Here is a 26,724-nt window from a genome sequence, read left to right as displayed (position 1 = left end):
CGTCCTCACATCCTGAACAAGCCGAAGCGCGTGTCTTCTATCGGCGCATTGAGCGCCGCCGACAGGGACAGGCCAAGGATATCGCGGGTCTTGCGCGGGTCGACGATGCCGTCGTCCCACAGCCGGGCGGTGGCGTAGAGCGGGTGCCCCTGTTCCTCGAACTGGTCGACGATCGGCTGCTTGAAGGCCTGTTCCTCATCCGGAGCCCAGGTGCCGCCCTTGCGCTCGATGCCGTCGCGGCGGACGGTGGCGAGCACGCCGGCGGCCTGTTCGCCGCCCATGACGGAAATGCGCGAATTCGGCCAGGTCCACAGGAAGCGCGGACCGAAGGCGCGGCCGCACATGCCGTAATTGCCGGCACCGAAGGAACCGCCGACCAGCATGGTGATCTTCGGCACGGAGGTGGTGGCGACGGCGGTGACCAGCTTGGCGCCATCCTTGGCGATGCCGCCGCTTTCATATTTGCGGCCGACCATGAAACCGGTGATGTTCTGCAGGAAAATCAGCGGCACCTTGCGCTGGGAGCAGAGTTCGACGAAATGCGCGCCCTTGACCGCGCTTTCGGAGAACAGGACGCCATTGTTGGCGATGATGCCGGCCGGCATGCCGTGAATATGGGCAAAGCCGCAGACCAGCGTCGTGCCGTAGCGCGCCTTGAACTCGTCGAAGCGGGAACCGTCGACAACGCGGGCGATCACCTCGCGGATGTCGTAGGGGGTCTTGAGGTCGGCGGGAACGACACCGAGAATTTCCTCCGGGTCGTAAAGCGGGTCTTCCGGCGTCCGCAGGGCAAGCGAAGTGGATTTCACCCGGTTGAGACTGGCGATGGAACGGCGGGCGAGCGCGAGGGCATGGGCATCGTCGCGGGCGAGATGATCGGCGACGCCGGAAAGGCGCGTGTGCACATCGCCGCCACCGAGATCTTCCGCGGTTACTTCCTCGCCCGTGGCGGCCTTGACGAGGGGAGGGCCGGCGAGAAAGATGGTGCCCTGGTTCTTGACGATGATGGTCTCGTCGGACATGGCCGGCACATAGGCACCGCCCGCCGTGCACGAGCCCATCACCACCGCGATCTGGGCAATGCCTTTCGCCGACATATTGGCCTGATTGAAGAAGATCCGCCCGAAGTGGTCGCGGTCGGGAAAGACCTCGTCCTGGTTGGGCAGATTGGCGCCGCCGCTGTCGACCAGATAGATGCAGGGCAGGTTGTTCTCCGCCGCGATTTCCTGGGCGCGCAGGTGCTTCTTGACCGACAAGGGATAGTAGGTGCCGCCTTTGACGGTGGCGTCATTGGCGAGGATCATCACCTCCTGACCTTCCACCCGGCCGATACCGGCGATCATGCCGGCTGAAGGCGCCGCGCCGTCATACATCTCATGGGCCGCCAGCATGCCGACCTCGAGGAAGGGCGAGCCGGGATCAAGCAGACGCGAGACGCGCTCACGCGGCAGGATCTTGCCGCGTGAGACATGGCGCTGGCGGGCGGCCTCGCCGCCGCCGTCCAGCGCGACCTGGGCAGCCGTCTTCACGGTCTCCATTGCCGCCTCGTGAGCGGCCCTGTTGGCCGCAAACTGGTCGCTTCTCGGCGACAGGCTCGATTTCAGGATGCTCATGCCATCCGGTCTCCGTGTGGGATTTCCGGCGCGACGGCCTTGCGCACCAGGTCAAGATAAAGCTCTTCGATGTCCCGTTCCGACAGGCGGCCGCCTTCGCGATACCAGGCCGGAATGCCGGTCAGCATGGCGATGATCGCACGGGTGGTGACTTTCGGATCCTCGGCCGCGTAGCGGCCGGCCGATCTGCCGTTTTCCAGAATGTCTGTCAGCAGGGCTTCGTAGCGGCGGCGCTCGGCCTCGATGATCCGGAAATTCTCGGGCTCCAGGTTGCGCAGCTCCATATAGGAGATGAACACCTCGTCCGCCCTCTCCAGGTGATAGCGGATGTGAAAGCGCACGAAGCGCTCCAGCGGATCCGTTTCCCCGGGAAGGTCCGAAGCCTCCCAGGCAGCCAGAAGGTCGGCCATATGCGACAGCATCAGGTCTTTCAGGATGTCCTGTTTGGTCGGGAAATGGTTGTAGAGCGCGCCGGGCCGGACGCCGACATCGGAAGCGATCTCGCGCATGGAGACGGCCGCATAGCCGGACGCGGCAAAACGCTTCAGGGCGGCCTTGCGCACGCGTTCCGCGGTTTCCTGACCCTTGGCGCGCGTCGGGGGCCTAGTCCGGGAGCCAGCCTGAGAGCCGGCCTGCCCCGGGGCCATAGCCCGGTCGTGTGTTTTCGCGGCGCTGGTTGCCATCCCGTCCTCCCGAGCAAGAAAGTAAATGAACGTTCGTTCATTTGCAAGAAGGTTTCGACGTGAATTCGTACCGGTGCGATATAATGGGTGGCGAACTTTGGCGATTGTCAAAAAACTTTCATGGATAAGCTGTTCACAGTCAGTGGGACGAAGCCTCCTGTTTTTCAAAAGGAACGATTGATGAGCGACGATAGCGCGAAGACCTGGGTCGAGGCCGAATGGGCGGACAGTCTCGACGAAGAACTGGAAATGGAGATCGACGACAATCTGATCGCCAAGGATCTGGCCTTCATTTCCGACAAGAGGCATAAATCACCGGTCGACCGGAGCACCTATTTTCACGAGTTGCTGCGCCTGCAGTCGGAACTGGTCAAGCTCCAGGACTGGGTGCAGCACACGGGAGAAAAGATCGTCGTCATCTTCGAAGGCCGGGATGCGGCCGGCAAGGGAGGCGTGATCAAGCGTATCGCCCAGCGTCTCAATCCGCGCATCGCCCGTGTCGTCGCCCTGCCGGCCCCGACGGAGCGCGAGAAGAGCCAGTGGTATTTCCAGCGCTATGTGCCGCATCTTCCCGCTGCGGGTGAAATGGTTCTGTTCGACCGGTCCTGGTACAACCGTTCCGGCGTGGAGCGGGTCATGGGGTTCGCTTCCGAGGATCAGGTCGAGCAATTCTTCAACGACGTGCCGGAATTCGAACGCATGCTGGTGCGCTCCGGTGTCAAGCTGGTCAAATACTGGTTTTCCATCACGGACGAAGAGCAGCAGCTGCGCTTCCTGATGCGCATCCACGATCCGTTGAAACAGTGGAAACTGTCGCCAATGGACCTGGAGTCCCGCGTGCGCTGGGAGGACTATACCAAGGCCAAGGAAGAAACCTTCGAGCGGACGAACATTCCCGAAGCACCGTGGTTTATCGTCGAGGGCAACGACAAGAAGCAGGCGCGCCTCAACTGCATCAGCCATCTTTTGTCCATGCTGCCTTACGAGGAAGTGCCCCACGACCCGATCACCCTGCCGGAACGCCGCTTCAATCCGGATTACGAGCGCAAGGTTCTGCCGGAGCATCTCTACGTTCCGCAGAAATTCTGAGGCTTCGGGAGTCGGCCCGGGAGGAAGTGGGGGCACAAGTCTCAGTTCCCCACAAGGGGGAAGGGGCTCTGGCCTGTATCGATACTGCTTGCCCCACCGCCGCCCTTGCGGTGGGTCTTTCTTATGTGCCATCTGAGGGGCGTGCCTCAAAAAATGTGGGAGGAAGTCACTATGGACAGCACGAAAATTCGCTGGGGGATCGTTTCGACCGCCAGGATAGGGATCGAAAAGGTTATTCCGGGCATCCAGCGCTCGAAAACCGGCGTCGTCCATGCCATCGCTTCCCGGGACAAGGCCAAGGCCGGTGAAGCTGCGGACAAGCTTGGTGTCGGCAAGGCCTACGGATCCTATGAAGAGCTGCTGGCCGATCCGGAAATCGACGCCATTTACAATCCGCTTCCCAACCACCTGCATGTGCCGCTGACGGTGCAGGCCGTCAAGGCGGGCAAGCATGTCCTGTGCGAGAAGCCGATTGCCCTGACAGCAGGCGAGGCCGCGCAGCTTCTCGACCTGCCGAAGGACAGGCTTGTGGCGGAGAACTTCATGGTGCGCGCGCACCCGCAATGGATCAGGGCCCGCGAGATCGTCCGCTCCGGTGAGCTGGGTGAATTGAAGGCGATCCAGGCCTTCTTCAGCTATTTCAATGACGATCCGGCCAATATCCGCAACATGGCCGATATCGGGGGAGGGGCGCTCTACGATATCGGCTGCTACACCATGCTGGCCGGCCGGTATTTCTTCGATGGCGAACCCGAGCGCGTTGTGTCGCTGATCGACCGGGATCCGGAGTTCGGCACCGACCGGACGACCAGCGCGCTGCTGGATTTCGGGCAGGGACGTCATTTGAACTTCATTGTCTCGACCCAGCTTGTTCCCTATCAGCGCTTCCAGCTTGTCGGCACAAAAAAACGTCTAGAGATCGTCATTCCCGTGAATGCCCCGCAAGGCGAAGCCGTCACTATCCGCCTGGACGACGGGTCGGTCCACGGAGATGGGGCGATGCGGTCCGAGACCATCGCGCCCTGTGACCAGTATGCCGAACTCGCCGATGTTTTCGGCCGGGCGATCAAAGGTGAGGCTCCACTGCCCTATGGTGCGGAAGATGCCGTCCGGAACATGAAGGTCCTGGACGCCTTGTTTGCGTCCGCCGAACAGGGCGGCTGGGTTGCGGTCAGCTGATTGTACCGGCGGGGCACTCGCGTGCCCTGGCTGGGACAGTGCGAGGTCGTGTCGGCTGCCTCCTCGCAACGGATTCCTGCCGATTCAGGCGGATGTCCTTGAGATGTTTTTGTCTGGAGAAGCATGTTTTGCCGACTGTATTGTAAATATTGCCATGATTACTATAGATAATTCAACGTAATTTAACAAAATATGCATCGTAAAATTTGCTTATAACGTATTGATATTATGCTTCTCAAGTATAATTCGATCTGAAGTTTACGTTTTATTATTTCCGCCGCTCCACGGTGAGGCCGTTCAGATCGTTTCATCGAACGGGAGCTTGCAGAAAAGCCGATGCATTTCATTCGCAGAGATTTCGATCCGGCGGAGCTGCTCGAATGCCTTGTTTCGTCAGCTCATCACGGAATTTCAATCATTGATCGCGATCTCAACCTGGTCATGATCAACGAGACGGCGTTGAACCTGCTTGAATTGCCCGAAGGCATCCTGAAGGATGACCCGAGACTTGAAAACGTGTTTCGCTACAATGCGGAACGCGGCGACTACGGTCCGGGAGACGCGGACGTACTCGTGCAGGAACGCCTCGACCTCGCCCGACTGTTTCTTCCACATGACTTCATCCGCACCCGGCCGGACGGCAGGATCCTTCGTATTCAGGGAACCCCTGTCCAAAGCGGCGGATTCATCACGACCTATACCGACGTTACAGCCGAACATGAGCAGGAAAAGGCCCTCAAGGAGGCGCGGGACCGGTTGGAGAGCTCGCTGGATGAGCGGTCACGCGAACTGGGTGCCAATCGAGACCTGCTTCGCAGTTCGATAAACGCCATCAAGGACGGCTTTGCCGTGACTGACGCGCAAGGCAGGGTGGTTCTTGCCAACAACAAGATGTTCGAAATCTATCCGCAACTGCCGGCGTGTCTGGCAAGGAAAGCCCATGTCAGCGAAGTGATTCATTCCGTTTTCCCCGACGAACCGGACCGGGATCTCGACGAGCTCGCCGATAGTCAGAGCATGTGGACGGAACGCCAGTTTCCCGATGGGCAATGGTATAAAATCACGCGGACCAGAACGGAAGACGGCGGACTGCTGGCTGTCTATTCGGACATCTCTTCCTACAAGGAGCAGCACGCCGTGCTGCAGAGCCACACGGACGAGCTTGTCCGGCATTTGAGAAAAGAAAAAGAGCTGAACGAGATGCAGCGTGAATTCGTCTCGATGGCATCCCACGAATTCAGGACGCCGCTGGCGATCATCGACAGCAATGCACAGCGGATATTGCGGAAAGCGGAAAGATTGAAGCCCGAAGCGCTCGTTGAGCGGCTTGGAAACATCCGGGATTCGGTGGAACGGATGCAGTATCTCATCGACCGCTTTCTGAATTTCTCCCAGTCCCAGTCCGTCGGGATGGAAATAGAACGGCAAAGCGTTTCGCTGCGTGAACTGGTCCTTTCAGTGTGCAAGCGTCAGGAATGCATCGCGAGGGATCACAATTTCCAGATCGACGTGGAAAGTCTTCCGGACTTCATGGATCTGGATAAAAAGCTGATCGAACAGGGCATTTCGAACCTGATGTCGAACGCCGTCAAATATTCGTCCGGGCAATCGACGATCGCCGTGATCGGCTCGGAAATGGACGGCAAGGCGGTGATCTCGGTGCGGGATGAAGGTGTGGGGATTCCCCGGGAGGAAATTTCCAAGATCTTCAACCGTTATTTTCGCGCGTCAACCTCCAGCGGCATTGCCGGTACGGGCATCGGTCTCAACTTGACGAAAATGATCGTGCAGAAACACGGTGGCAATATCCACGTCGAAAGTGAGGTCGGAAAAGGTACGACCGTCACCTTGTCTCTTCCGGTGATAAGCCACCAGGCCACACTTGCTCAGGCAAAGGCAAGCTAGGTGGTTCCACTTTTCAATGGAACCAGTTGGGGAACCAGTTGGAAGCTGAAGTGTTTATCGACTCTACGGTGCTTCAGGCGGGCTTTTCTTCGCGGTTGAAAACAACATTTGGATTACGAACGGAACACGCATGTCAAAAGTTGCCAGGATACTGTGCGTCGAAGACGAGGAAATGCTCCTTCACGACCTGAAGGAGGAACTTGAAGACGAAAATTACGAGGTGCTGACGGCGAAAAACGGTCAGGTGGCCCTTGAGATCCTGGAAACCGAGAAACCGGATCTGATCATCAGTGACATGATGATGCCGAAACTGGACGGTCCCGGGCTGTTGACGCATATCCGGGCCAACCGGCCCGGCCTGAACGACGTCCCGGTTATCTTTCTCACCGCCAAGGCAACGCGCGACGACCTGATTGAAGGCAAGCGGCTGGGGGTGGATGACTATCTGACCAAGCCTGTCGACTATGATCTTCTGCTGGCGACCGTGGAGGCGAATCTTGGACAGGTCCTGCGCATCAAGAAGCAGAACCAGATCAAACTTCGCCGCATCTACAATGCAATCCAGAAGCAGAGAGCGACGTCGGAGGAATTGCGCGTAAGTTTCATTGCCCAGAATCCGAATTCCGTTCAACCGATACTGAAAGCACTCAACGAACTCGGCTGCGCCGTTTCAGTGATTTCCGAAGACCAGCTCGTAAAACGCAGCTTTTCACTCAGCACAACGGATATCCTGTTTATCGTCTACAGTAAGGTTGTTCATTATTACCTCAAGTATGTCACCGATGACATCGGAAAGGACTGGGAAGGCATTTCGGTCCTGCTGGCGCCCCCCAAGCTGTCGGAGGAACAGCGCACCTGCATCAAAGACGCGGGCATCAGCGATACGATCGAATATCCCTATCCGCCGATCGAGGTCTTCAAGCTGCTGATGCGCCGCATGAAAGCCTGACGGGCACGCCACGGGCACACCGGCCGCGGATTTTCGCGCGAACGATCTCATGAAGGCATTAAAAAACCCCGCCGAAGCGGGGTTTTGAAGAGGCTTGAAAACCTGGTCGGCCTATTTGATCGGCGCCAGGATCATCACCATCTGACGACCTTCCAGCTTCGGCGAGGATTCAACCTTGGCAATGTCAGCGGTTTCCTCACGAACCTTGTGCAGAAGATTCATGCCCAGATCCTGGTGTGCCATTTCCCGGCCCCGGAAGCGGAGCGTGACCTTCACCTTGTCACCTTCGCCGAAGAAACGCAGCATGCTCTTCATCTTCACTTCATAATCATGAGTGTCGATGTTCGGGCGCATCTTGATCTCCTTGATCTCGACGACCTTCTGCTTCTTTCGGGTTTCGGCAGCTTTTTTCTGAGCCTGGTATTTGTACCGGCCGTAGTCCAGGATCTTGCAGACGGGCGGATTGGCGTGCGGCTGGATTTCTACGAGATCCAACCCTGCTTCCGTTGCGATTTCCATCGCTTCTTCTGTCAGTATGACGCCGCGGTTGGCGCCTTCGTGATCAATCAACTGGACTTCGCGAACGCGAATTTCTTGGTTCGTGCGCGGGCCTTCCTTAGTGGGAGGCGGGGCGCGGAATGGACGGCGAATGGTCGCAATCTCCTCTATCGTTTCAACACGGCGTCGGAACAAACCGCAGGCAGGCGAATGTGCCTGATCGCGGAAAACTTGCCCGAATTCACTCTCCTGAAGCATCTTGTCCGTATCCGTACGGATGCGGGATGCTCTGGAATCTGGCTCTCCACATACACAAAAAACCTCGGAACTCATGTACCAAGGTGCTTGTTGCGCAAGTCCTAACGCCAACTTCCAAGGTCCTGCGAAACCGTCGAAAAGTCAACCGAAATCGGCGGTTTTCGCGTTTCCCGGACCCGTTTGGCCGAGCAGGAGCGGATTCAGGGTAAAAGCGCTCCCATTCAAATCCGGCAATCGCGAGCGCTGTTGTAATGCGCAGGATAAGGGGTCAAGTAAGGGCAACGTGCCCAATTTCAAGGAAGGACAGGCTTTGGACGGCGGAAAACTTCTGTTGCAGCTCCTCAGGATTGTTTGCGGCTTCATTTTTGCCCTCATAGCTTGCGGGCTGTTTCTTGCCTGGGGCTTTTTCCGCGCGGCCCATCCCGATCAGGACCCGGTCGCCTTTGCCGCCATGGCCGGATCGGGCCTTGTCGGCGCGAGCGTCATAGGGGCCACGGTCCTGGTGCCCGCGGCCGTGCTGATCGTCATTGCGGAAGGCGTGCGCCTGCGGAGTTTCGTCTTTCACGTCGCCGCTTCCGGGGCCATCGCGTTCCTGATCTGGACACTCGGATCCGGGACCGGCACGACAGACTGGAGACCGGGAAGCCCGGTCGTCCTGGCCGCAGGGTTTCTCGCGGGCGCCGTATACTGGCTGATCGCCGGCAGGACGTCGGGCGCATGGCACGGTGGAAACGGACCGGCCGGGAAGAGGTGAAACTGACAGGCCTGAAAGGTTACAGGTCGCCGTCTTTCAGCGCTTCGCGGGCTGCCTGGTAATGGTCTTCACGCATGTGCGCGCGGATCATGGCGATCGCAGCCAACAGGATCGTCGCATCGTCTCCGAAGCCGATTGCGATCAGAAAATCGGGAACCGCATCGATAGGCATGACGAAATAGGCGAGCGCGCCGATAAATGACGCGCGCACCTTGACTGGCGTCGCCGGATCCATTGCACAATAATATCCGGCGACGATATCTTCCATGAAGGGAACCTGACGGATCGCCTTGCGCGCCGTGGCAAGCAGCTTTTTCCGGATGGTCCGTCGCTGGTCTTCTTCCGGACCGAGGAATTCAGGATCGGACCCCAGGTCCTCGAATGTCGTATCCATGTCGTTTCCCGCGATTGTTTTGCGCTCGCATAACATAGGGCCTCGGGGCAAGACGTTCAACTTCGCGAGCCTTTAACGACCCGCAGTCAGAGGGTCGCCGCGCTTTTCTCGTCCGCGTCCTGCAGGGAGTTATGCCCGAGCTTTTCCAGCGCCACATCGATCTCACGAAGTCCTGAAGAGGTCTGATCCTCGTTCACCATCGGGCTTTCGGTTCCGGCGCGCTGCAGGGCACGGGCGTCCTCGCGCATGGTGAGAAGTTCGGAAATCCGGTCTTCCTTGCTGCGGGACTCGTCCTTCAGTATTCCGGCGATCTGTTCATTTATTCCGCTGGTCATGATTTTCTCCTTGGAAGGGCGCCCCGTCGGGGCCGCCGTTGCCGGTCAGACAAGCGTGAGTGCCGGTTTGCCGGCACCCACGCCTGAGCGGATTATTTCACGAGCACGGCATCCGGGTTCATGCGGAACGCCTGTTCGTCGTATTCGGGCACGGATTCAAGCTTCTCCTCGGTGACGGAGGAATAGATATGCATCGTACCGGTTTCATCCTTGTAGATGTCCAGACCGGAGGCGGCGAACGCCACCTGCTTTTCACCCAGCCCGAGGAAACCGCCGACATCCACCAGATAGGCCTTCACGGTGTCCTCTTTCGCTCCGAGGATGATGTCGCTGATTTCGCCGAGCTGCTCCTGGTCGGCACCGATGACAACCGTTCCGATCAGGTCCTGGACGGAGACGGATGTCTGGTCGACGGACATTCTTTCGTCGCCTGTCGACTGATTGCCGCCCTGGAGCGCCGGAGCTTCCGCAACGCCCAGGTTATCGTCAGCTTTCGTTTGTCTATCCGCCTGAGCCGCCTCTACAACGGGATCCGCCGCAGGCGCTGTCGACGGCAGGGCGCCGTTCGTGAGCTGGGTAGTCTGATCGTAATTTTCGGAAAGAGCCTGTTCCGGTCCCGCCTTGCCCACGATCATATCGCGGTCGAATTCGGGCGCGTTTTCCAGCTCTTCGCGGGTGCTGTCGATCGTCAGCCAGGTAACGCCGTCGATTTCCGAGAGGGACAGGCGCTCGAAGGACACGGCCACCTGTTTTTCGCCCAGGCCCAGGAACCCGCCGACGCCGACAACAACGGCCTCGGCCTTGCCGTCTCCGGACATGACCATGTCATTCACGTCGCCAACCACTTCGGCGTCGTCGCCGAGCCGGGTGTAGATCGACTTGCCAATCAGGGTGGTGGCCAGCACCTGGCTCTCCGAGGTCTCCAGGTAACCGCCGACATTGTAGTCGGAGGGCTTGTCGGAAAAGCGTTCGAAAACCGGTGCGGTGCGATCCCCGGTCATGCCCGCGTCTGTTCGGGTGTCCCCGGCATAAGCGGCGCCCGCCGCGACTACGGCGGTGAGAGCGGTTGTGGCAAGAAACTTCCGGATCATGATTAGGTATCCCTGTTTGTTCTTTGTGTTCGGGCCGCACGGTCGGCTCATCCATCACGGGATGGTGGACCTCGGTCGGTCGCCGGTTCGGCGCGGCCTGCCGACACCGGGAGAACGTTTCGCCGAAAAAGAAGTTCCGTCGCCACGTCACCGAAACCGGTCGCACCGGACCGAGGAAGACGCCTTCATATGGGAACCATTGCAAACCGCTGCCGTTGTTTACCTGTGCAACAACAAGGGAGATTCAAATGTTGAAAGCCGTTCTTGTCTCGGTTGCCCTGCTCGGGTTAACTGCCTGCAACAACACGCAAAAAGGTGCCGTGATCGGTGGAGCTTCCGGTGCCGCCGTCGGTGCTGCCGTCTCAGGCAGTACGCAAGGTGCGCTTGTGGGCGGCGCAGTGGGCGCGGCTGCCGGCGCTCTTGTGGGACGGGCGACCGAACCTGGCAAATGCATCTACAGGGATGCTTACGGCCGCGAATATGTCGCGAGCTGCCGGTAAGGCGATATCGGGGACGGGTCGTCCCCTGCATTGAAGAATTTACCCGGCTCGCGGCCTCGATATAAGGTCCGCGGACCGGGTAATTGCTGCGCGACCGTACTCGGAACCGTCAGTACGCGAAGAAAAACACCACAGCTGCCAGTGCCAGAATCGCGCCTGTCAGGCCGAACCCCAGCACGTAGCGGACCTGGTGCGGTGCACGACCCTGCCTGGCGTCGGTTTTATTCAGAACGGTCCGGCCTTCCTCATCGGAAGAAGTTTGATGATAGGTCATTTTATTCCTCGCTTGAGATTTGAACGAATAAACTTCAGGGAAGCTTGACGTTTCCATACCGCTCGCAAACGCGTCAGGGCCCCACTTGTTCCAGATTCAATCGGAGCCTGACGCGGCCCTCTGGCTGGGGTGCCGTGCAAAAATTCGCTCAAGCGTGAAGGGAAAGAAGGTCCGGGGCATGCATTGAGCCGAGTGCCGTGCGGGGCTCGAAGCGCTCAATCAGGACAGCGAGGCGATTTAAAAAATCGCCATTGCCGCCCACACTGCGCCGCCAACCGGCAAGAGGGCGATCAGGGCGTAGAGCCCGTCCCGGGTGATCAGTGCAACAGCTATAAGGCAGATGGCGGCGCCGAAGAACGAAGAGGAAAACGGCACAAGCTCCAACAGCGGCATGGATGCGCCGAGGATCATGCAGGCAAGCGGCAACAGGTAGCGGAACGGCCGATGGAACAGGAACCGCAGGCGTTTGCGCGAATGACCGTCCAACCAGGCTGCGAGCGGACGCATTTTGCTCATTGCCACCTTCAGCTTCCCGCCGCTGATGCAGCGGCGGGTCAGCCAGGAGGGCATCCAGATATCTTCCCGGCCGGTCAGCCATTGAGTGGCGATCAGGAAAATCATGATGCCGCAAAGAGACGAGAAAGCCGGAATGCCGCTGAGAGGGGTGACGACCGCAAGCGCCGGAATGAACAGCAGCGGCGCAAATCCAGCCTGGCCGAAGGCGGACAGGAGATTTGCGACCGAAACCTCTTCGCGCCGGGCCACGTCCGTCGTGCGGTCGATGATCCGGGTCAGGGACCGGTAACTTTCCTGATCGTCGTTCGTCTCGCTCAAGCTTGTTGCCTCCGGTCCCCTTCGATGTTGTGAACGTTCCCGCCTGACCGGACTCAGGAGCCGCCCAGGGCGAGTTTTTCAATCTTGTCCACCGGGTGGTTCGTCAAATCCTTGTCAATTTCGGCAATGATCCGGTCATTGACCTCCTTGTGCAGTTCCTTTCGGATCTGGCCGAGAACGGAGGGAGCGGCGACAAGCACCATTTCCTCGAAGTCGCCCTTGTGGGCGCGCTTGTAGAGAATGTCCGCGAGATCGGCGGCGAAGTTGTCCTCCGCCAGCTGATGCCAGTCGGTTTCGCTCACGGCGCTCCGGTGACCCTGCGGCCCGTCGCTCTTGCGGCCGGGCCGGTCGGAGGCCTGGTCGCGGTTGGGCGGGTTGTCCTGCTCTTCCTTTTTGAAGATCTCGAGGTTCGGGAATTTCTCGTCACCTTCGTTGCGCAGGAATAGCGCCTTGGCGCCGTCCGCGACAACAACCCAACCGCCGTGTTTCAACCGGATGGTTCCGCTCATATCCAATCTCCTCGTATTTCAGACCAGCTTGACTGATCAACGGGGGAAGAGCCAATCCGTTCCAGGGATGTCCGCTCTTGCCGGTGTCGATCAGATCGCCGGATAATCTTCGGAGGATTGAAAGTATTGTCAATCAGGAACCGCTCAGCCGCCGGACAGTTGGCCTGTCAGAGGGAATGAACGGTGTGGAGATCCGTGGACCTGTCATGCTTGACCGGATCCAGCCCGAGTCCGACCTCAACTTCCTGGCTTGCCTGTCTCCATCGTGATCATGGGCACGACAGCGGCAATCGTTGTGGCGCTCGCCGGTTTACCGGAAAGGCGAGTTACCGAAAAGACGAAACCGCCGAAATGATCCGCGCCCGATCATACATCGGGGAGAGGCGGCACGCGCCTCCCCGTGCGTTTCATGCCCGTGCGTTTCAGGCCCCTGAGTTTCAGGCGTTGCCCCGGGTCTCCAGAAGCCGGCGGGCGATCACCTGGGCCTGGATCTCGGCCGCGCCCTCGAAAATATTCAGGATACGGGCATCGCACAGGACCCGGGAAATGGGATATTCCAGCGCGAAGCCGTTGCCGCCATGGATCTGCAGGGCATTGTCTGCGGCTGCCCATGCAACGCGCGCGCCCAGCAGTTTGGCCATGCCCGCCTCCAGGTCGCAGCGTTTGCCGGAATCCTTCTGCCAGGAGGAAAAATAGGTGAGCTGGCGGGCGATCATCAGTTCGGTGGTCATCATCGCCAGCTTGTCGGCGACACGCGGAAATTCGATCAGCGGCTTGCCGAACTGGATGCGTTCTTCCGCATAGCGCAGGCCGAGATCGAGCGCCGACTGGGCGACGCCCAGGGCTCTGGCGGCGGTCTGGATGCGGGCACCCTCGAAGGTCTGCATGAGCTGCTTGAAGCCCTCTCCCTCCACCTGACCGAGGAGATTTTCTCCCTTCACCTCAAATCCGTCAAAGGCGATCTCGTATTCCTTCATGCCGCGATAGCCGAGCACCTCGATTTCGCCGCCGCTCATGCCATCGGCCGGAAAAGGGTCCTCATCCGTGCCGCGCGGTTTTTCCGCGATGAACATGGAAAGTCCCTTGTAGCCGGGTTCTTCCGGGTTGGTGCGGGCCAGCAGCGTCATGATGTCGGCGCGCACCGGATGGGTGATCCAGGTCTTGTTGCCGGAAATTTTCCAGACCTCGCCGTCCTTCACGGCCCGGGTCTTGAGCGAGGCGAGGTCGGAGCCGGTATTCGGCTCGGTAAACACCGCCGTCGGCAGGATTTCGCCGGAGGCGATTTTCGGCAGCCAGTGCTGTTTCTGGTCTTCCGTGCCGCCGCACAGGATCAGTTCGGCGGCGATTTCCGACCGGGTGCCGAGGGACCCGACGCCGATATAGGCGCGAGACAGTTCTTCGGAGACGACGCACATGGCTTCCTTGCCGAGACCGAGTCCGCCATATTCCTCCGGTATGGTCAGGCCGAAAACACCCATTTCGGACATCTGATCCACCACTTCGAATGGGATATATTCGTTTTTCAGGTGCCACTCATGGGCATGAGGAACGACGGTGTCCTGCGCGAAGCGCCGCATCTCGTTGCGGATCTGCTCCATCGTCTCGTCCAGGCCGGGGTCGCCGAATGTCGAGTGGCCTGCCTGATCGCGGATAAGCTGCGTGATTTCGCGGCGGATTTCCGGTGTGTTGCCTTCCCGGATCAGGGTTTCCACTTCGGCCGTGCGGAAGGATCCGGCCTCGTCGTGGGCGATGCCCAGGTCCGCAAGACGGACCATTTCTCCCTGGTTCATCGGGATGCCACCGAAAATCTGTGCCAGAAATTCGGCGAATCCAAGCCGGACAATCCTGTCCTCCAGCGCGCCGTAGCGGCTTTCCTCCTTGAGGCGCCTGGCATAGGCGTCGAGCTGGCGCAGGGAGTGCACATAGGTTGCCAGCCAGGCGAGCCCATGTGTGGCCCGCTGTTCCTCTTCCATCCGTTGCGAGGAGATGCGGCCGTCTTTGGTCACTTCCGCGCGCACACGCTGCGCTGCAAGGTCAAGCAGGCGGTCGAGGGTGGCGACGGCGGCAGCCGTGTGTTCCGACAGGTTCTCCGGCGTTTCCGCCTCCTTGATGGCTGCAGGGGACATTGGCGTTCTCCGTTTTCATTTATTGCGCCCTGGCGCTTGTTGTTGAAGCTATGTTGCGTCGCACACCCGGATTTGTCGAGGCGGAATTTCTCCACCTTTTGGAGGGGGCGGATTTCGCCGTAGGCTCTTGACTAGTCCGCTGGAGCAAGGCCACATCGGAGCATGAGTCTCCGCCTTGCAGCCCTGGTGATTTACGCCGTCCTGAAAGACGCCATCGGCCATTTCGCCCGCGATGACGGGTTCGCCATGGCCAGCCATGTTGCCCTCTCCGGCCTTCTCGCCATTTTTCCACTGCTGATTTTCATAGCGTCGCTCGCGGCCTTTCTCGGACTGACCGGGGCTGCCGATACGGTTTCCCAACTCATTTTCGATACCTGGCCGGAAAGCGTCGCCGCACCGCTTGCGCGCGAAGTCCAGAATGTCCTGACGGTCCGGCGCGGAGACCTTTTGACCCTGGGCGCCGTTGCCGCCCTGTGGTTCTCCTCAAACGGTGTGGAGGCGCTTCGTACCGCGCTGAACCGCGCCTACCGGCAACAGGAACACCGCTCGATCGTTCTTTTAAGGCTGCAATCCCTGGGACTGGTTCTGCTGGGCGCGGGCATTTTGCTTGCCTACACGTTTCTTGTGGTTCTGGCGCCGCTGGCACTGGAAGCGCTGAAGACTTACGTGCCGGCGATCGACCCCTTTCTGCTCTCGATCAATGTGGCCAGATACACGCTGGCGGGTTCCCTGCTGATTATCGGCCTGTTTATCACACACTGGCAGCTTCCCTCTGGACACAGGACCTTTAGGGACCTCTGGCCGGGGGTGGTCGCAACCCTGGTCATGTGGATTGTCGCGGGCAGCGTCTTTGGCGCCTACCTGGCGAGTTTCGCCAACTACGTCTCCACCTATGGCGGGCTTGCGGGCATCATGACCGCGATGATTTTTCTCTATATCTGCGCACTGGTCTTCATCCTCGGCGGCGAGCTGAACGCGGCGATCTCCCGCCAGCGGCAGCTTGTCCTGCGCAAGCAGATGCGGGTGGTCTCACGCGGGGCATCCGAAGGCTGACGGCTCGGCTTGGTCCGGGCGAATCAGGACCTTGCGGACGGCCGCCGGATCGTCAGGACAGCACTGACGACGAGGGCCATGCCGGCAATCTGCACCAGGGTCAGCGTTTCCCCGAAGAGAAAATAACTCTCGACCGCCGTTGCGACAGGAACCAGATAGAACAGGCTGGCGACCCTTGAAACGGCGCCCTGGCGAATGAGCAGCATCAGAAGCAGGATGGCGCCCACGGACAGAACCAGAATCAGCCAGACCAGGGCGAAAATGAATTCGCCCGACCAGGTGATCCGCCAGGTTTCGAGGAGGCTGAGCGGTGCCGTCACCAGCAGGGCGCCGACATATTGCCAGACGGTTGCCGCGAGAAGATCCGTCTTTACGACAAAGCGTTTCTGGTAGACCGTGCCGAAACTGATCGCGAAGACACCGCCAAGGACGACGGTGACGGTCGCGATGGTGATGCCGGTTCCGCTCAGGTCGAATTTCGGGCCGAGAACCAGAGCCAGACCGGCAGCGCCGATAGCCATGGCAAGCCAGTGTCTTTTCGAAACGGTTTCCCCAAGAACCAGAACCGCCATCATGGCCGTCAGGACCGGCTGCAAGCCGACAACGATCGAGGACAAGCCGGCCGGCATACCCTGTTTGATCGCCCAGAAAACACCGCCGAGATAAATCCCGTGAACCAGCATTCCGGCGACAATGCAGTGGAAAATGGCGGCGGGCGATTTCGGCCAGGACTTTGAAAGCGTCAGGGCCAGGAAAATCAGGACCGGCACGACCGCGGCGAATCGCACGGTCAGAAACACCATCGGTTCGACATAGGGTGCGCCAAGTTTCGAACCGATGAAGCCGGTGGACCACAACAGTACGAAGATTGCCGGAGCGGATTTGGCAAGGAATTTCAAAATTTGCCTCAAAAGGAGGATAAATGCCGGAAAATTGGGCAGTTTTCCGGATGGGACGGCGGTGAGTCATTAACCGGAAATTGGTGATTTTCCTCGACTCTGGAGGCTGATACTCAGGTGTTTAGGGGCATACGCTGGTGACCATAGGTACGCAACCATCATTTCAAATTTTGTCCAGACTATCGGTCAAAGTCAGAATTCTCTCGCTCAGCCTATTCACCATTGTCGGCCTTCTGGCAATAGGGGCCGTGTTTTTCTGGAGCCAGAATGAGGTGAACACCGCTTTCGCCCGCATGGGAGCAAGCGCAACTCTCGCCGAACAGGTCGCGAGCCTGTCCGATGCCGGGGGTTCCCTTCTGTCTGTCGAGGAACGCTATCTTATCGCGCCCTCACCCGGCGAGGTTGAAGCCTTCGGGACAAAACTCGCTCTGGCGAACAAGATTCTGGAAAGCATTTCCGCCAACCCGGTTGCCGCCGCCCATTCGACCCAGGTCGCGGATGTGAAGGACACGCTGGAGGGAACGGGAGGTGCGTTCGATCTGCTCGACGCGGTCCAGAAGAAGATCGGTTACGACGGCACCCAGGGCTACCTGGCCGTCCTGAACGAAACCGCCGGGGCGGTGAAAATTCGTCTACAGGAAGAAATGAAATTCGGTGGCGGGCCGGATTTCGAGAAACTGGCGCGTGCAATCCTCGCCGTGCAGCTCGCGGAAAAAGAGTTCACCTTGAACAACACGCCGCATTCGGTGGAGATTTTCGGCTCCGAGTTCGCCGCTTTCGAGAAGCTGCTGAAAAAGGTTTATATCTCCGACGCGATCAAGAAAGAGCTGGCCGACAACATGGCCGCGTACAAGGCCACGTTCGACGAATACACCACCGCGATGACCCAAAAAGCCGAATATGCCGACCTGCTGGAGAACTTGTTCGAACTGGTCCCCCCGCATATCGCCACCCTGAACGAGGCGGCGCATACGATCATGACACAGGCGGACCAGCAGCTGGAAACAGCCCGCTCTATCGCTGCTTTCGCGATCGGCGGTACGATTCTCGGCCTGCTGGTCCTGCTTCCCGCCATCGCCTTGCTGATCGGACAGTCGATCGCCCGCCCGCTGACCCGGCTGCAGGCCGCGATGGAGGCGCTGGCCGATGGGCACACCGATCTCGATCTTCCCGAGGTGGCCGGCAATACGGAACTGGCTTCCATGAGCCGGACGGTTCAGGTCTTCCGCGACAACGCGCTTGAACGCGTCCAACTCGCGGATGCCCAGACATTTGAAAACCGTCAGCGTGAGGAACGCGTTACCCTGCTCAACGACCTGATCGGCCGCTTCGAGGGAACCGTCTCCCAGGCGCTCGACAGTCTGGACAGGGCGAATGGCGAATTGCGGCAAACCTCGAAATCCATGGAACAATCCGCGGATGACGTCGCGGATCAGTCAGACGAGGCAGCGAGTGCCGTGAAGACCGCCGCGCAAAACGTGACATCAGCGGCGCAGTCGGCGGAAGAACTTGCCGCGTCCATCGCGGAAATCGCCGGACAGGCAAACAGGTCGACGGAAGTTGCCAAACAGGCCGTCATGAGCGCCTCCTCGACCGTCACCACCATGCAGGAGCTTTCCGGCGCGGCGGACCGGATCGGCGAAGTGATGGGTCTCATCCGGGACATCGCCAACCAGACCAATCTCCTGGCGTTGAACGCGACCATCGAAGCGGCCCGCGCGGGTGAGGCCGGCAAGGGTTTCGCGGTGGTGGCCGCGGAAGTGAAGCAGCTTGCGGAACAGACTTCAAAGGCGACCGAGGATATCGCAACGCAGATCGATGCGATCCAGGGATCTTCCGGTGAGGCGGTTCAGGCAATCGAAGATGTGAACCGGATCATCTCGGATATGGAAGGACTGGCATCCGCCGTTGCGGCAGCTGTGGAGCAGCAGGACGAAGCCGTTCAGGCGATCTCCCACAACGTTTCCAGCGCCTCCGCCCGCTCCGAAGAGGGGGCCGAACGCATGGAAGCCGTCGGTTCCGCCGCCAGCCTGGCGCGCAGCAACAGCTCGGAAGTGGAGCAGCTTGCCGAGTCCCTCGGCCAGCAGGGCGTTCTGATCCGCGAGGAGGTCGCCCGGTTCCTTCAGGACGTTCGCAGCGCCTGACCGGTCTGCCCCTGCGCGCCGCGAACATTCTCTCCTGCGGTCCCATCGCGGCAATTCGCCCTTCTGGCGGGCCGCCGGACTTCGTGTTAGGCCATACGCACTTATTCGGTGCTGAAAGCCAGGCATGAAGAGGGCGGACGCAATGCAGGAAGAAATCGTCATCATCGGCGCGGGACAGGCCGGTGCGCAAGTTGCCCAATCCCTGCGTCAGGGCGGGTTCGAAGGACCGCTGCGCCTGATTGGCGACGAACCGCATCTTCCCTATCAAAGACCGCCGCTTTCAAAAAAATATCTGGCCGGAGAAATCGAGGCGGACAGCCTCTTGCTGCGTCCACCGGCGTTTTTCTCCGCCAATGACATCGATCTTGTTCCGGGCAACCGCGTCGTTTCGATCGACCGGGGAACCAAACGCCTGCGGCTGGAAAACGGCGACACACTTCCCTATGGCAAGCTTGTTCTGGCAACGGGCACCCATGCGCGCTCGCTGCGGATAGAGGGTGCCGACAAACAGGGCGTCCTTACACTGCGCTCGATCGCCGATGTCGACAGCATCCGCGAAAGACTGGCGAACAGCACGCGGGTTGCGATCATCGGCGCCGGATATATCGGTCTGGAAGTGGCAGCCGTCGCCAGGGGACTTGGCAAGGAAGTGAGCGTCATCGAAGCCCAGGACCGCCCGATGAAACGCGTGGTGAGCGAGACCATGTCCGCCTTTTTCACCACCCTGCACCGTTCGAAGGGCATAGACCTGCGCCTCAACACGGGTATCGAGGCGATTGAGGGCAACGGCGAAGTCACCGGTGTCAGGCTGGCCTCCGGAGAGACGGTTCCGGCCGGGCTTGTGCTGATTGCCGTCGGCGCGGAACCGAACGACGGGCTCGCGGCCGAGGCCGGCGTCGAGGTCGACAACGGTATCCTGGTGGACGGTTCGGGCCAGACCAGCGATCCGGACATTTACGCGGCGGGCGATTGCACCCGGTTCTATTCCAACCGCTACAAGCGTTCCGTGCGGATGGAGAGTGTCCAGAACGCGATCGATCAGGCCAAGATCGTGGCGCAGGCGCTGGTTGGCCAGGACGTCGATTACGATCCTCTGCCCTGGTTCTGGTCCGACCAGTATGACATCAAGCTGCAGATCGCGGGGCTTTCGGACGGCTATGACGACACGGTCGTCGTCGGCTCGCCGGAAGACCATAAATTCTATGTCGCGTATCTGAAGGCGGGACAGCTCATCGCCGTCGACAGCATCAACGCGCCGCGCTCGCACATGATGGCCCGCCGGGTAATCGGTGAAACCTGGCGCGAAGGGCTGCTGCCGGAGGCGTGATGTCCCGCGGCAATCAACGACGGCCGGTGCTATTCCACTTCGCCGAATTTTTCCAGGAAGTGGGCCGTCATTTCCTTGTTGCGGTCATACTGATGGACAATCGCATAGGGCTGTTTGTCCGATGTCATCACCACACCGTCTTCAAATACCGGAACGGAGTCCGCGGGCATGCAAAAGCTTTTCACCTGAGGGCTGACATTCGCGCTGACCGCATGCAGCAGCCAGGGAACCTGCCAGTTCACTCTGGCCGTTTTTTCTTTCCATCCGGCGAATGTTAGAAGCTGGTTGAAGGCGGCCTGATCGCCGCTTCGTTTGGTTTGGTCGAAGTAGTAGACGGCGAGCATGAAATCCATCATCGCGTCATAGCGGCCGGCAAAATATCCGGCGCAGCACACGGGTTGGTTCTCGACACGTTCGAGTGCGTGATGACCGTAGGTTTTCAGGACATTGCGGCGATTCCACGGATCTTGATGCGTGATGCTTTCCTCGCCTACAAGCAGGTCCCTGTCCGAGGCTAGATTTTCCGCCATCCAGCTGAACGGTTCCCCCTGGAAAACCACATCCCTGCTGTCGGAGAAGGCAACGAAGCGAATGGGCTCGCCGAGAGCCTCCAGGCGTTTCCTGACCAGATGACCGGCGTGAAAGAAACGCCGGTCATAGATCTTGTCCTTGAACCTGAGGATGCGCTTGTTCCATGTCCAGCGTCTGTCGGTGTAAATCCTGCCCTCTTCGGTGCGATCCTCAATTTCTTCCTTCAGCTGCGAATAGGAGTAGCGCCGCTTCTTCTCGTCGTGATCAAACGTAATAACAATTGACCCCATGTGGGTCATGTATTCCACGAGGGCCTCACTGACATCATAGGCGACAACGAGCGTGCGTCCCTTGAAACCCACCGCCTTCAGGGAGTTGTACCAGACCGCCAGGTGCTTTGGTTCATAACCCGATACGGCGGTGATGATCACATCGCGAGGTGAAGCGATATTGAGCGACATTGTTACTCCGGAAAATTGCAGGCGGCCCTGCCGCCGCCGAAACATGTCAGTCGAAACTGGCTGGGATCCGTACCTGTCCCAGTAGAGGAGCGGTTGTTACCGTACGCCGCTATTTTGCAGTATGAGCCGGGTGACTTCCTTCGGAATTTCCAGGTGCGCCATGTGGCCGACACGTTCGAAGATATGCGTGGCCACGATGCCGGGCAATTTGTGGGCCTGACGGGTGGGCAGAACCCGGTCCTGGGTGCCCCAGATAACCTTGATCGGCAGGGGCAGGGCCGCAAGTTCGTCCCTCGGCAGGGTCTTTTGCACATTGACGTCGATGATCTCGTCGGCGACGGCCTGCAGCGTCGCGGCGGCGCCCGGCCGGGCGCGGCTTTCAGCGGCGGTTTTTGCCAGGAATTTCGGCAGTTTGAATTCCCAGCCGAAAAACTGCTCCAGCAGGGTTTCCATTTCAGCCGCATCCGTTGCCGCGGCGTAGCGGCGCAGGAGCCGGTGGTTGATTTCCGGACCGAAGCCGCCCGGAGCCAGCAGCGTGAGGCTCGCGGCGATGTCCGGCGTCCTCAGGGCGACAAGCGCGGCGACCGCGCCGCCCATGGAATGACCGACCAGATGGACCCTCGTCAGTCCGAGCGCCTCCAGGGATTGCGACACGGCCTTCGCCGCGACACCGGCATTGCCGATCCTCGGCCAGTCCAGCGCCTCTCCGTGGCCGGGCAGGTCGAAGGCGATGGATCGTTTTTTCGGGGCCAGACCGGTCTGGATGTTCAGCCAAGTCTGGCGGTCACCGCCGAAGCCGTGCAGCAGGACAACGGGAGCACCTGTGTCGTTTCCGTTGGCTTCCTGGTCCCGGAAGGGCAGATGAGTTGGGGCGGCTGCTCGAAGGTCGGTCATGTCTTTCCGGGATTTCTTGGGTTGGCGGGTGTGTTTGGCCACGGCACCGCGCGGGATGAGAATTGCTTTTTAGGGAGGCGGACGGTTTATGCCAAGGCAAAAAGAGGCTGCGGGGCGGCGAAGCCGCTCAGCGCGAAATCGCCAACGGGACGCGCTCTTGCACCGGTGCGCCTGGCGACATCCGCCGTCATCAGCACATCGACACCGACGGTTTTCGTCAGGCTTTCTATCCGTGCCGCGGCGTGTACGGTCTGGCCGATGACGGAAAAGGTCATTCTGTGCGGAACGCCGATATTGCCGAACATGACGGTGCCGACGGAAAGAGCGATACCCGCTCTCAACGGCTGGGTGGATGGCGGTACCGCATTGACGGATTTCAGCCGTGCGCGGGTTGCGTCCACGGCGGCAATTGCCTGGCCCACGGCGGTTTCAAGGCTCTGCTCACCGATCGGGAAGACCCCGAGAACAGCGTCGCCGATGAAGTCGAGCACTTCGCCGCCATTGTCCAGTATCGCGCCGGCGGTGGCCTGGAAATAGGTGTTGAGCCAGGACAGATAGGCATCGGGACCGAGCCGTTCGGCGATGGCTGTCGAATTGCGCATGTCGCTGTAAAAAATCACGGCGTCGATGGTTTCTCCGTCGCCGTGACGGATCTGGCCCGCCAGAACCTTGCCGCCCGCGATTTTACCCAGATAGGTTTCGGCAATCGTGCGGCTGATCTGGCTCTGAAGGGTGGCGCGGGCGGCAAGGGCAAGACGTTTTTGAATATAGGTGATCGCGGCCAGGGCTTCGTCGGTGAAACCGTTCTCCTCCCGGGTCGCCCAGCTCACCACGATGCCGGAGGTGGAGACTTCGTCGCGAATCGTCGGCAACTCGAAAGCCGTGACCATGATCAGGTAGTCGCTGTAACCGCGGTCGCTGAGGCTGGAAAGCAAGGGGAATTCGGCCGGTGCGTTGGTGTTTGCCAGACGCCGCCGCATCACCTGTTCGCCGCTCATGAGGATCGAGCGGAACGGGCTTGTGAGCCAGTCCTCGTTTTCCTCCTGCGAATGAACGATCTGCTCATGCTGGACCGCGGTGCCGTTTTCCCAGCAGACGGTCTCCGCCTCGATCAGGGGATGGAGTGTCGACCAGCCCAGCATGGCCCGGTCGATCGGCACATCGCATTGGCGGAGCCTCTCGCACATTTCGGCGAACATAGTCGCCATGTCCGGCGATCCGAGGGCCTGGCCGATCAGCCATTCCTCGATCCCGTCGATTTCCGTCATACTGATCATGGTGTGAAGTTAGTTATCCTTCGCGTCTGTTTCCAGACAGTCTGAATCAGCAGATATACAGGAAGCCGGCCGCAGCGCGACTTCGCCGGGCGGGATGATCAGCCAGTTGATGATTTCCTCCGGAATGCCGGCGGAGGACCTGTAGGGGAAGGATTGCCGTCCACCACGCACGGCGTCTGGATAATAGCGCAGTATCTCGCTGACGGGCTGCTCGCTGTCGCCGCGCCAGACAATCATCACTCCCCGGGCCTGAACGTCTTCCATGTCGATCCAGGGGCTGAGGCGTGCATCATGCAGGTAGAACATCGAGGGCCGGCCGGGCACGTAAATCGTGACATTCGCCGCCGACCACATGTCGCCGGCGACATACGCCAGATCCGTGCCCGTTTGCGACTTCCAGATCGAGGCAAGATGACCGGCAATGTCCCGCCCGGGGTAATGGATGCGCGTCTGCCTGTGTTTCCAGTGCGGTTCCAGGACAGCCTGTCCGACCAGGACACCAAGGAAAATCGCCTGGATCGCAACAGCGGCGGCGAAGGCGCGGCGGGGAAAGGGCCAGAGCTCCGGCAGCGCGACAAACCTGACGGCGAGCATGCCGGAGAGCAGGAACATCGGCATGCCCCACATATGTTCGAATTCGTTTCCCGTCACAGCGGAGGCAGCCAGCACGACGGCAAGGGGCACGAAGGCGAACCAGATGATGAATCGGTCCCCGGGAGGTGGCAGGGTGCGGGAAAAGCTCCTCAGGCCGGGTCTGACCGATCTGAGGCCCCTCCAGCCGAGGCCGGCCAGTACGACCAAAAACAGTCCAGCGTGATTGCCTATCTGCGCGGCAAGGAAGTTCAGAGGATTGAACACGTTGCCGAGGAACGAGGTGGCCGGTTTGCTGCGGTCGGCGGCGTATTGAAAGGTGAGAAAATCCGTCTCCAGGAGCCAGTTGATGTGCGGTAGGAGCAATGCCGCGCAGACAAGGGCACAGAGCCAGGGACCGGCCGACAGAAGGTGCCGGCGCGCGTCCGCAAAGACCAGTGTGTAAAGACCGATCGTTCCGATCAGGAGCAGCACGAAATATTTGGTGTAAAGGCCGAATGCGGCGAATGCCCCGAGGACGATCCAGTCCAGCAGGCGGCCTTTTTCCAGTGCCCTGTGAAAGAAGAGCATCATGCCCGCCCAGACCGGGATCTGAAGGACATTCGGATTGAATTCCGGCAAGGGCAGGGTGAAGTAGAATGTCACGCTGGTCAGGACCATGGCCCAGAACGCCTGCCAGGGAGATAGGCCGAGGCGGAGGGCGAGCTGCCAGATGAACAGATAGGCGAGCGCGGCACTGAGCGCGCTCAGCCAGTAGCCGCCGGCATGATGGCCGCCGGTGAGGCGGTAGGTCAATTCCAGCAGCCAGGCCTGCATGGGCGGGTGTTTGGTGTAGCCGAGTGCGAGCTCCCGGCCCCAGGCGAAGCCTTCAACCACATCCAACGGAGGGCCCGGGAAGGTCAGTGACGGGATCAGTGCGTAGAGCAGGCAGACAAGGCCGCCATACAGTAACGCGGCGCGGATCGCGGAGGGGGTACGAAAGGCCATCGCGGTGCTCAGGTTTCGGCCGGTCGATGGGAGAACGCCCAAAGACGGGCGCCCAGAAAGGAAAGCGCCGGCACGATCGCGATGGAAAACAGCAAGCCGATGAGATCCGGCCAGGGCGTGAGTTCGAGCCAGAGCGCCAGGACAACCGAATTGAGCAGAAATCCCGACAAGGCGATCACCAGGAACCGGGTCATGCTTGCAAACGCGGCGCCCTTGCGGCGCAGATGCGAAAAGCTCCAGAAATAGTGACCGCTGAAGGATACGCCGAAAGCGACGAGGAAACCGCAGATATTGGCCGGAAAGACCGGCAGTGTACCCGATTCCAGAAGGCCGGCTGCAACACCGGCGTGGGTAAGGGTGGCCAGAATGCCGACAACGGCAAATTTTCCAACGGCCGCCGTCTCGGTCCTGATCTTCATCCGCCTTGCGTCAGTTTTCATCCGCATCCTGTTCCGCCTGATCGGTCGTGCCTCCCTCTATGACATCCTGAAGGATATAGACAGGCCGCTGTTTTGCCTCGTTGAAGAGGCGGGCGATATATTCGCCGATCATGCCGATGGACAAAAGCTGCACGCCGGAGAAAAACAGCAGCGCGACCATCAGCGAGGTATAGCCGGGTACGTCGATGCCGGAGATGAAGGCGCGCAGAGTCAAATAGAGCGCATAGGCAAAGGCGGCGAGCGAAACGAGCGCGCCGCCGTAAAACCAGACCCGCAGCGGCAGGGTGGTAAATCCGGTCAGGCCGTCGAGGGCGAAGTTCCACAATTTCCAATAATTGAACTTGCCGGTGCCCGCCTTGCGCGGTGGCCGCTCGTAAGGCAGTGCCATCGCCGGAAACCCGACCCAGGCGAACAGTCCCTTCATGAAGCGGTTGCGTTCGGGCAACCTCAGGAGCGCATCGATGACGGCGCGGTCGATGAGGCGGAAATCACCGGCATTTGCGGGCATGTCGATATTGGCCAGCCGGTCGAACAGCCGGTAGAACATGCCGGCCGTGGAGCGCTTCATGAGCGTGTCGGAAGACCGGTCGACCCTAAGGCCGTAGACAACATCATAGCCGGCGCGCCAACCCTCCAGCATTTGAAGAATCAGCTCCGGGGGGTCCTGAAGGTCGGCATCGATGATGACGGCGATGTTCCCTTTCGCGGCTTCCAGGCCCGCGGACAGAGCGGCTTCCTTGCCGAAATTGCGCGACAGACCAAGAAGGCGGCCCGGCAGGCCGTCTTTCAGCCTCGCCGCGAGAATATCAGCCGTCGCATCGCGGCTGCCGTCGTCGATGAAGACATATTCGTATTTCAGGCCGCTCCGCTCCAGCACCGGCCGGGTCGCGTCAAGAAAATGAAGGATGACGTCTTCTTCGTTGAAGACCGGAACGATGACGCTGAGCAGTGGCGTGGCGGGGCGCGAACCTTGCCTTCTTGAGACGTAGATTTTCGAAGCTTCTGCTGCTTGCATGAAAGGCTCTTGGATCCTGACCGTTGATCGCCTTACCTTCAGGAGATGGAAGTCGGCGCAACCTGACGGAAAATCAAGAAAAAGGCCAGCCTCGAACATTCGGGCCGGCCTGTT

The 26,724-nt window shown here is 59.9% G+C and carries 26 protein-coding genes; 9 read left to right on the top strand and 17 right to left on the bottom strand.

All coding sequences use genetic code 11. The features are described from left to right. Positions 1-5: 5 nt before the first annotated feature. Together CLV41_RS14710 and CLV41_RS14705 are read right to left on the bottom strand one after the other, a co-directional pair. Positions 6-1,613, bottom strand: a complete 1,608-nt coding sequence (locus tag CLV41_RS14710; RefSeq protein WP_103223177.1) for a carboxyl transferase domain-containing protein — start codon at positions 1,611-1,613, stop codon at positions 6-8. Further along, positions 1,610-2,296 (bottom strand): TetR/AcrR family transcriptional regulator, encoded by a 687-nt coding sequence (locus CLV41_RS14705; protein ID WP_328590042.1) that lies wholly within the window; start codon positions 2,294-2,296, stop codon positions 1,610-1,612. The genes CLV41_RS14710 and CLV41_RS14705 overlap by 4 nt, the downstream gene beginning before the upstream one ends. Positions 2,297-2,476: 180 nt before the next feature. Here CLV41_RS14705 and ppk2 point away from each other — a divergent pair, with 180 nt between their 5' ends. The 4 genes from ppk2 to CLV41_RS14685 all read left to right on the top strand — a co-directional run bounded on the left by ppk2 (position 2,477) and on the right by CLV41_RS14685 (position 7,418). Beyond that, positions 2,477-3,385, top strand: a complete 909-nt coding sequence (gene ppk2, locus CLV41_RS14700; RefSeq protein ID WP_103223176.1) for a polyphosphate kinase 2 — start codon at positions 2,477-2,479, stop codon at positions 3,383-3,385. Positions 3,386-3,556: 171 nt separating this feature from the next. After that, the gene (locus CLV41_RS14695; RefSeq protein WP_103223175.1) at positions 3,557-4,564 is read left to right on the top strand and encodes a Gfo/Idh/MocA family protein; all 1,008 of its coding nucleotides are present in this window, start codon (positions 3,557-3,559) and stop codon (positions 4,562-4,564) included. 336 nt (positions 4,565-4,900) lie between these two features. Then, positions 4,901-6,469 carry a sensor histidine kinase gene (locus CLV41_RS14690; protein WP_103223174.1) on the top strand — a complete coding sequence of 523 codons (1,569 nt, stop codon included), beginning with the start codon at positions 4,901-4,903 and terminating at the stop codon, positions 6,467-6,469. A 130-nt stretch (positions 6,470-6,599) separates the two neighbouring features. Continuing rightward, positions 6,600-7,418: a response regulator transcription factor gene (locus tag CLV41_RS14685; protein WP_103223173.1), complete on the top strand. Its 819-nt coding sequence runs from the start codon at positions 6,600-6,602 to the stop codon at positions 7,416-7,418. A 111-nt stretch (positions 7,419-7,529) separates the two neighbouring features. Here CLV41_RS14685 and infC read toward each other — a convergent pair whose 3' ends face one another. Next, a complete protein-coding gene (infC, locus tag CLV41_RS14680; protein ID WP_208987534.1) occupies positions 7,530-8,069 on the bottom strand; it encodes a translation initiation factor IF-3 in 540 nt (179 codons plus the stop codon). A gap of 388 nt (positions 8,070-8,457) precedes the next feature. On the opposite strand from infC, the gene CLV41_RS14675 reads away from it, so the two are divergent. Further along, positions 8,458-8,928, top strand: coding sequence for a hypothetical protein (locus tag CLV41_RS14675; protein ID WP_208987521.1), 471 nt, complete (start codon positions 8,458-8,460; stop codon positions 8,926-8,928). Between the two features lie 19 nt (positions 8,929-8,947). On the opposite strand, the gene CLV41_RS14670 is transcribed toward CLV41_RS14675, so the two are convergent. The 3 genes from CLV41_RS14670 to CLV41_RS14660 all read right to left on the bottom strand — a co-directional run bounded on the left by CLV41_RS14670 (position 8,948) and on the right by CLV41_RS14660 (position 10,748). Further along, on the bottom strand, positions 8,948-9,322 hold the full coding sequence (locus tag CLV41_RS14670; protein WP_103223171.1) for a YkvA family protein: 375 nt from the start codon (positions 9,320-9,322) through the stop codon (positions 8,948-8,950). Positions 9,323-9,408: 86 nt separating this feature from the next. Next, positions 9,409-9,657 carry a hypothetical protein gene (locus CLV41_RS14665; RefSeq protein WP_103223170.1) on the bottom strand — a complete coding sequence of 83 codons (249 nt, stop codon included), beginning with the start codon at positions 9,655-9,657 and terminating at the stop codon, positions 9,409-9,411. 92 nt (positions 9,658-9,749) lie between these two features. Then, positions 9,750-10,748 carry a PRC-barrel domain-containing protein gene (locus CLV41_RS14660; RefSeq protein ID WP_170107201.1) on the bottom strand — a complete coding sequence of 333 codons (999 nt, stop codon included), beginning with the start codon at positions 10,746-10,748 and terminating at the stop codon, positions 9,750-9,752. A gap of 248 nt (positions 10,749-10,996) precedes the next feature. Here CLV41_RS14660 and CLV41_RS14655 point away from each other — a divergent pair, with 248 nt between their 5' ends. After that, positions 10,997-11,248: a YMGG-like glycine zipper-containing protein gene (locus tag CLV41_RS14655; protein WP_103223168.1), complete on the top strand. Its 252-nt coding sequence runs from the start codon at positions 10,997-10,999 to the stop codon at positions 11,246-11,248. A gap of 109 nt (positions 11,249-11,357) precedes the next feature. Here CLV41_RS14655 and CLV41_RS27780 read toward each other — a convergent pair whose 3' ends face one another. The 4 genes from CLV41_RS27780 to CLV41_RS14640 form a co-directional block, all read right to left on the bottom strand. Next, positions 11,358-11,522 (bottom strand): hypothetical protein, encoded by a 165-nt coding sequence (locus tag CLV41_RS27780; RefSeq protein WP_170107200.1) that lies wholly within the window; start codon positions 11,520-11,522, stop codon positions 11,358-11,360. A 237-nt stretch (positions 11,523-11,759) separates the two neighbouring features. Continuing rightward, a complete protein-coding gene (locus CLV41_RS14650; protein WP_103223167.1) occupies positions 11,760-12,356 on the bottom strand; it encodes an exopolysaccharide biosynthesis protein in 597 nt (198 codons plus the stop codon). 53 nt (positions 12,357-12,409) lie between these two features. Further along, a complete protein-coding gene (locus CLV41_RS14645; protein WP_103223166.1) occupies positions 12,410-12,865 on the bottom strand; it encodes a host attachment family protein in 456 nt (151 codons plus the stop codon). 437 nt (positions 12,866-13,302) lie between these two features. Then, a complete protein-coding gene (locus CLV41_RS14640; RefSeq protein ID WP_103223165.1) occupies positions 13,303-14,991 on the bottom strand; it encodes an acyl-CoA dehydrogenase family protein in 1,689 nt (562 codons plus the stop codon). A gap of 162 nt (positions 14,992-15,153) precedes the next feature. Here CLV41_RS14640 and CLV41_RS14635 point away from each other — a divergent pair, with 162 nt between their 5' ends. Further along, positions 15,154-16,044: a YihY/virulence factor BrkB family protein gene (locus CLV41_RS14635; RefSeq protein ID WP_103223164.1), complete on the top strand. Its 891-nt coding sequence runs from the start codon at positions 15,154-15,156 to the stop codon at positions 16,042-16,044. A 23-nt stretch (positions 16,045-16,067) separates the two neighbouring features. On the opposite strand, the gene CLV41_RS14630 is transcribed toward CLV41_RS14635, so the two are convergent. Next, on the bottom strand, positions 16,068-16,943 hold the full coding sequence (locus CLV41_RS14630) for a DMT family transporter (protein WP_235867141.1): 876 nt from the start codon (positions 16,941-16,943) through the stop codon (positions 16,068-16,070). 272 nt (positions 16,944-17,215) lie between these two features. Here CLV41_RS14630 and CLV41_RS27775 point away from each other — a divergent pair, with 272 nt between their 5' ends. Together CLV41_RS27775 and CLV41_RS14620 are read left to right on the top strand one after the other, a co-directional pair. Beyond that, positions 17,216-19,087 (top strand): methyl-accepting chemotaxis protein, encoded by a 1,872-nt coding sequence (locus CLV41_RS27775; protein ID WP_208987520.1) that lies wholly within the window; start codon positions 17,216-17,218, stop codon positions 19,085-19,087. 142 nt (positions 19,088-19,229) lie between these two features. Continuing rightward, the gene (locus tag CLV41_RS14620) at positions 19,230-20,414 is read left to right on the top strand and encodes an NAD(P)/FAD-dependent oxidoreductase (protein WP_103223350.1); all 1,185 of its coding nucleotides are present in this window, start codon (positions 19,230-19,232) and stop codon (positions 20,412-20,414) included. 29 nt (positions 20,415-20,443) lie between these two features. On the opposite strand, the gene CLV41_RS14615 is transcribed toward CLV41_RS14620, so the two are convergent. The 6 genes from CLV41_RS14615 to CLV41_RS14590 form a co-directional block, all read right to left on the bottom strand. Further along, a complete protein-coding gene (locus tag CLV41_RS14615; protein WP_103223162.1) occupies positions 20,444-21,406 on the bottom strand; it encodes a hypothetical protein in 963 nt (320 codons plus the stop codon). Between the two features lie 96 nt (positions 21,407-21,502). Next, positions 21,503-22,300 (bottom strand): alpha/beta fold hydrolase, encoded by a 798-nt coding sequence (locus tag CLV41_RS14610; RefSeq protein ID WP_103223161.1) that lies wholly within the window; start codon positions 22,298-22,300, stop codon positions 21,503-21,505. 86 nt (positions 22,301-22,386) lie between these two features. Next, positions 22,387-23,577, bottom strand: a complete 1,191-nt coding sequence (locus CLV41_RS14605) for an adenylate/guanylate cyclase domain-containing protein (RefSeq protein WP_103223160.1) — start codon at positions 23,575-23,577, stop codon at positions 22,387-22,389. 9 nt (positions 23,578-23,586) lie between these two features. After that, the gene (locus tag CLV41_RS14600) at positions 23,587-25,155 is read right to left on the bottom strand and encodes a glycosyltransferase family 39 protein (RefSeq protein ID WP_103223159.1); all 1,569 of its coding nucleotides are present in this window, start codon (positions 25,153-25,155) and stop codon (positions 23,587-23,589) included. Between the two features lie 8 nt (positions 25,156-25,163). Continuing rightward, positions 25,164-25,595: a GtrA family protein gene (locus CLV41_RS14595; RefSeq protein ID WP_103223158.1), complete on the bottom strand. Its 432-nt coding sequence runs from the start codon at positions 25,593-25,595 to the stop codon at positions 25,164-25,166. Next, entirely contained in the window at positions 25,585-26,610 is a 1,026-nt protein-coding gene (locus CLV41_RS14590; RefSeq protein WP_103223349.1) for a glycosyltransferase family 2 protein, read from the bottom strand. Before CLV41_RS14590 ends, CLV41_RS14595 begins: the two co-directional genes overlap by 11 nt. Positions 26,611-26,724 lie beyond the last annotated feature (114 nt).

Source organism: Roseibium marinum, from assembly GCF_002906165.1.
Lineage (GTDB): Bacteria > Pseudomonadota > Alphaproteobacteria > Rhizobiales > Stappiaceae > Roseibium > Roseibium marinum.
The sequence above is the reverse complement of the archived record's forward strand: the minus strand, read 5'-3'. Positions and strand labels throughout refer to the sequence as shown.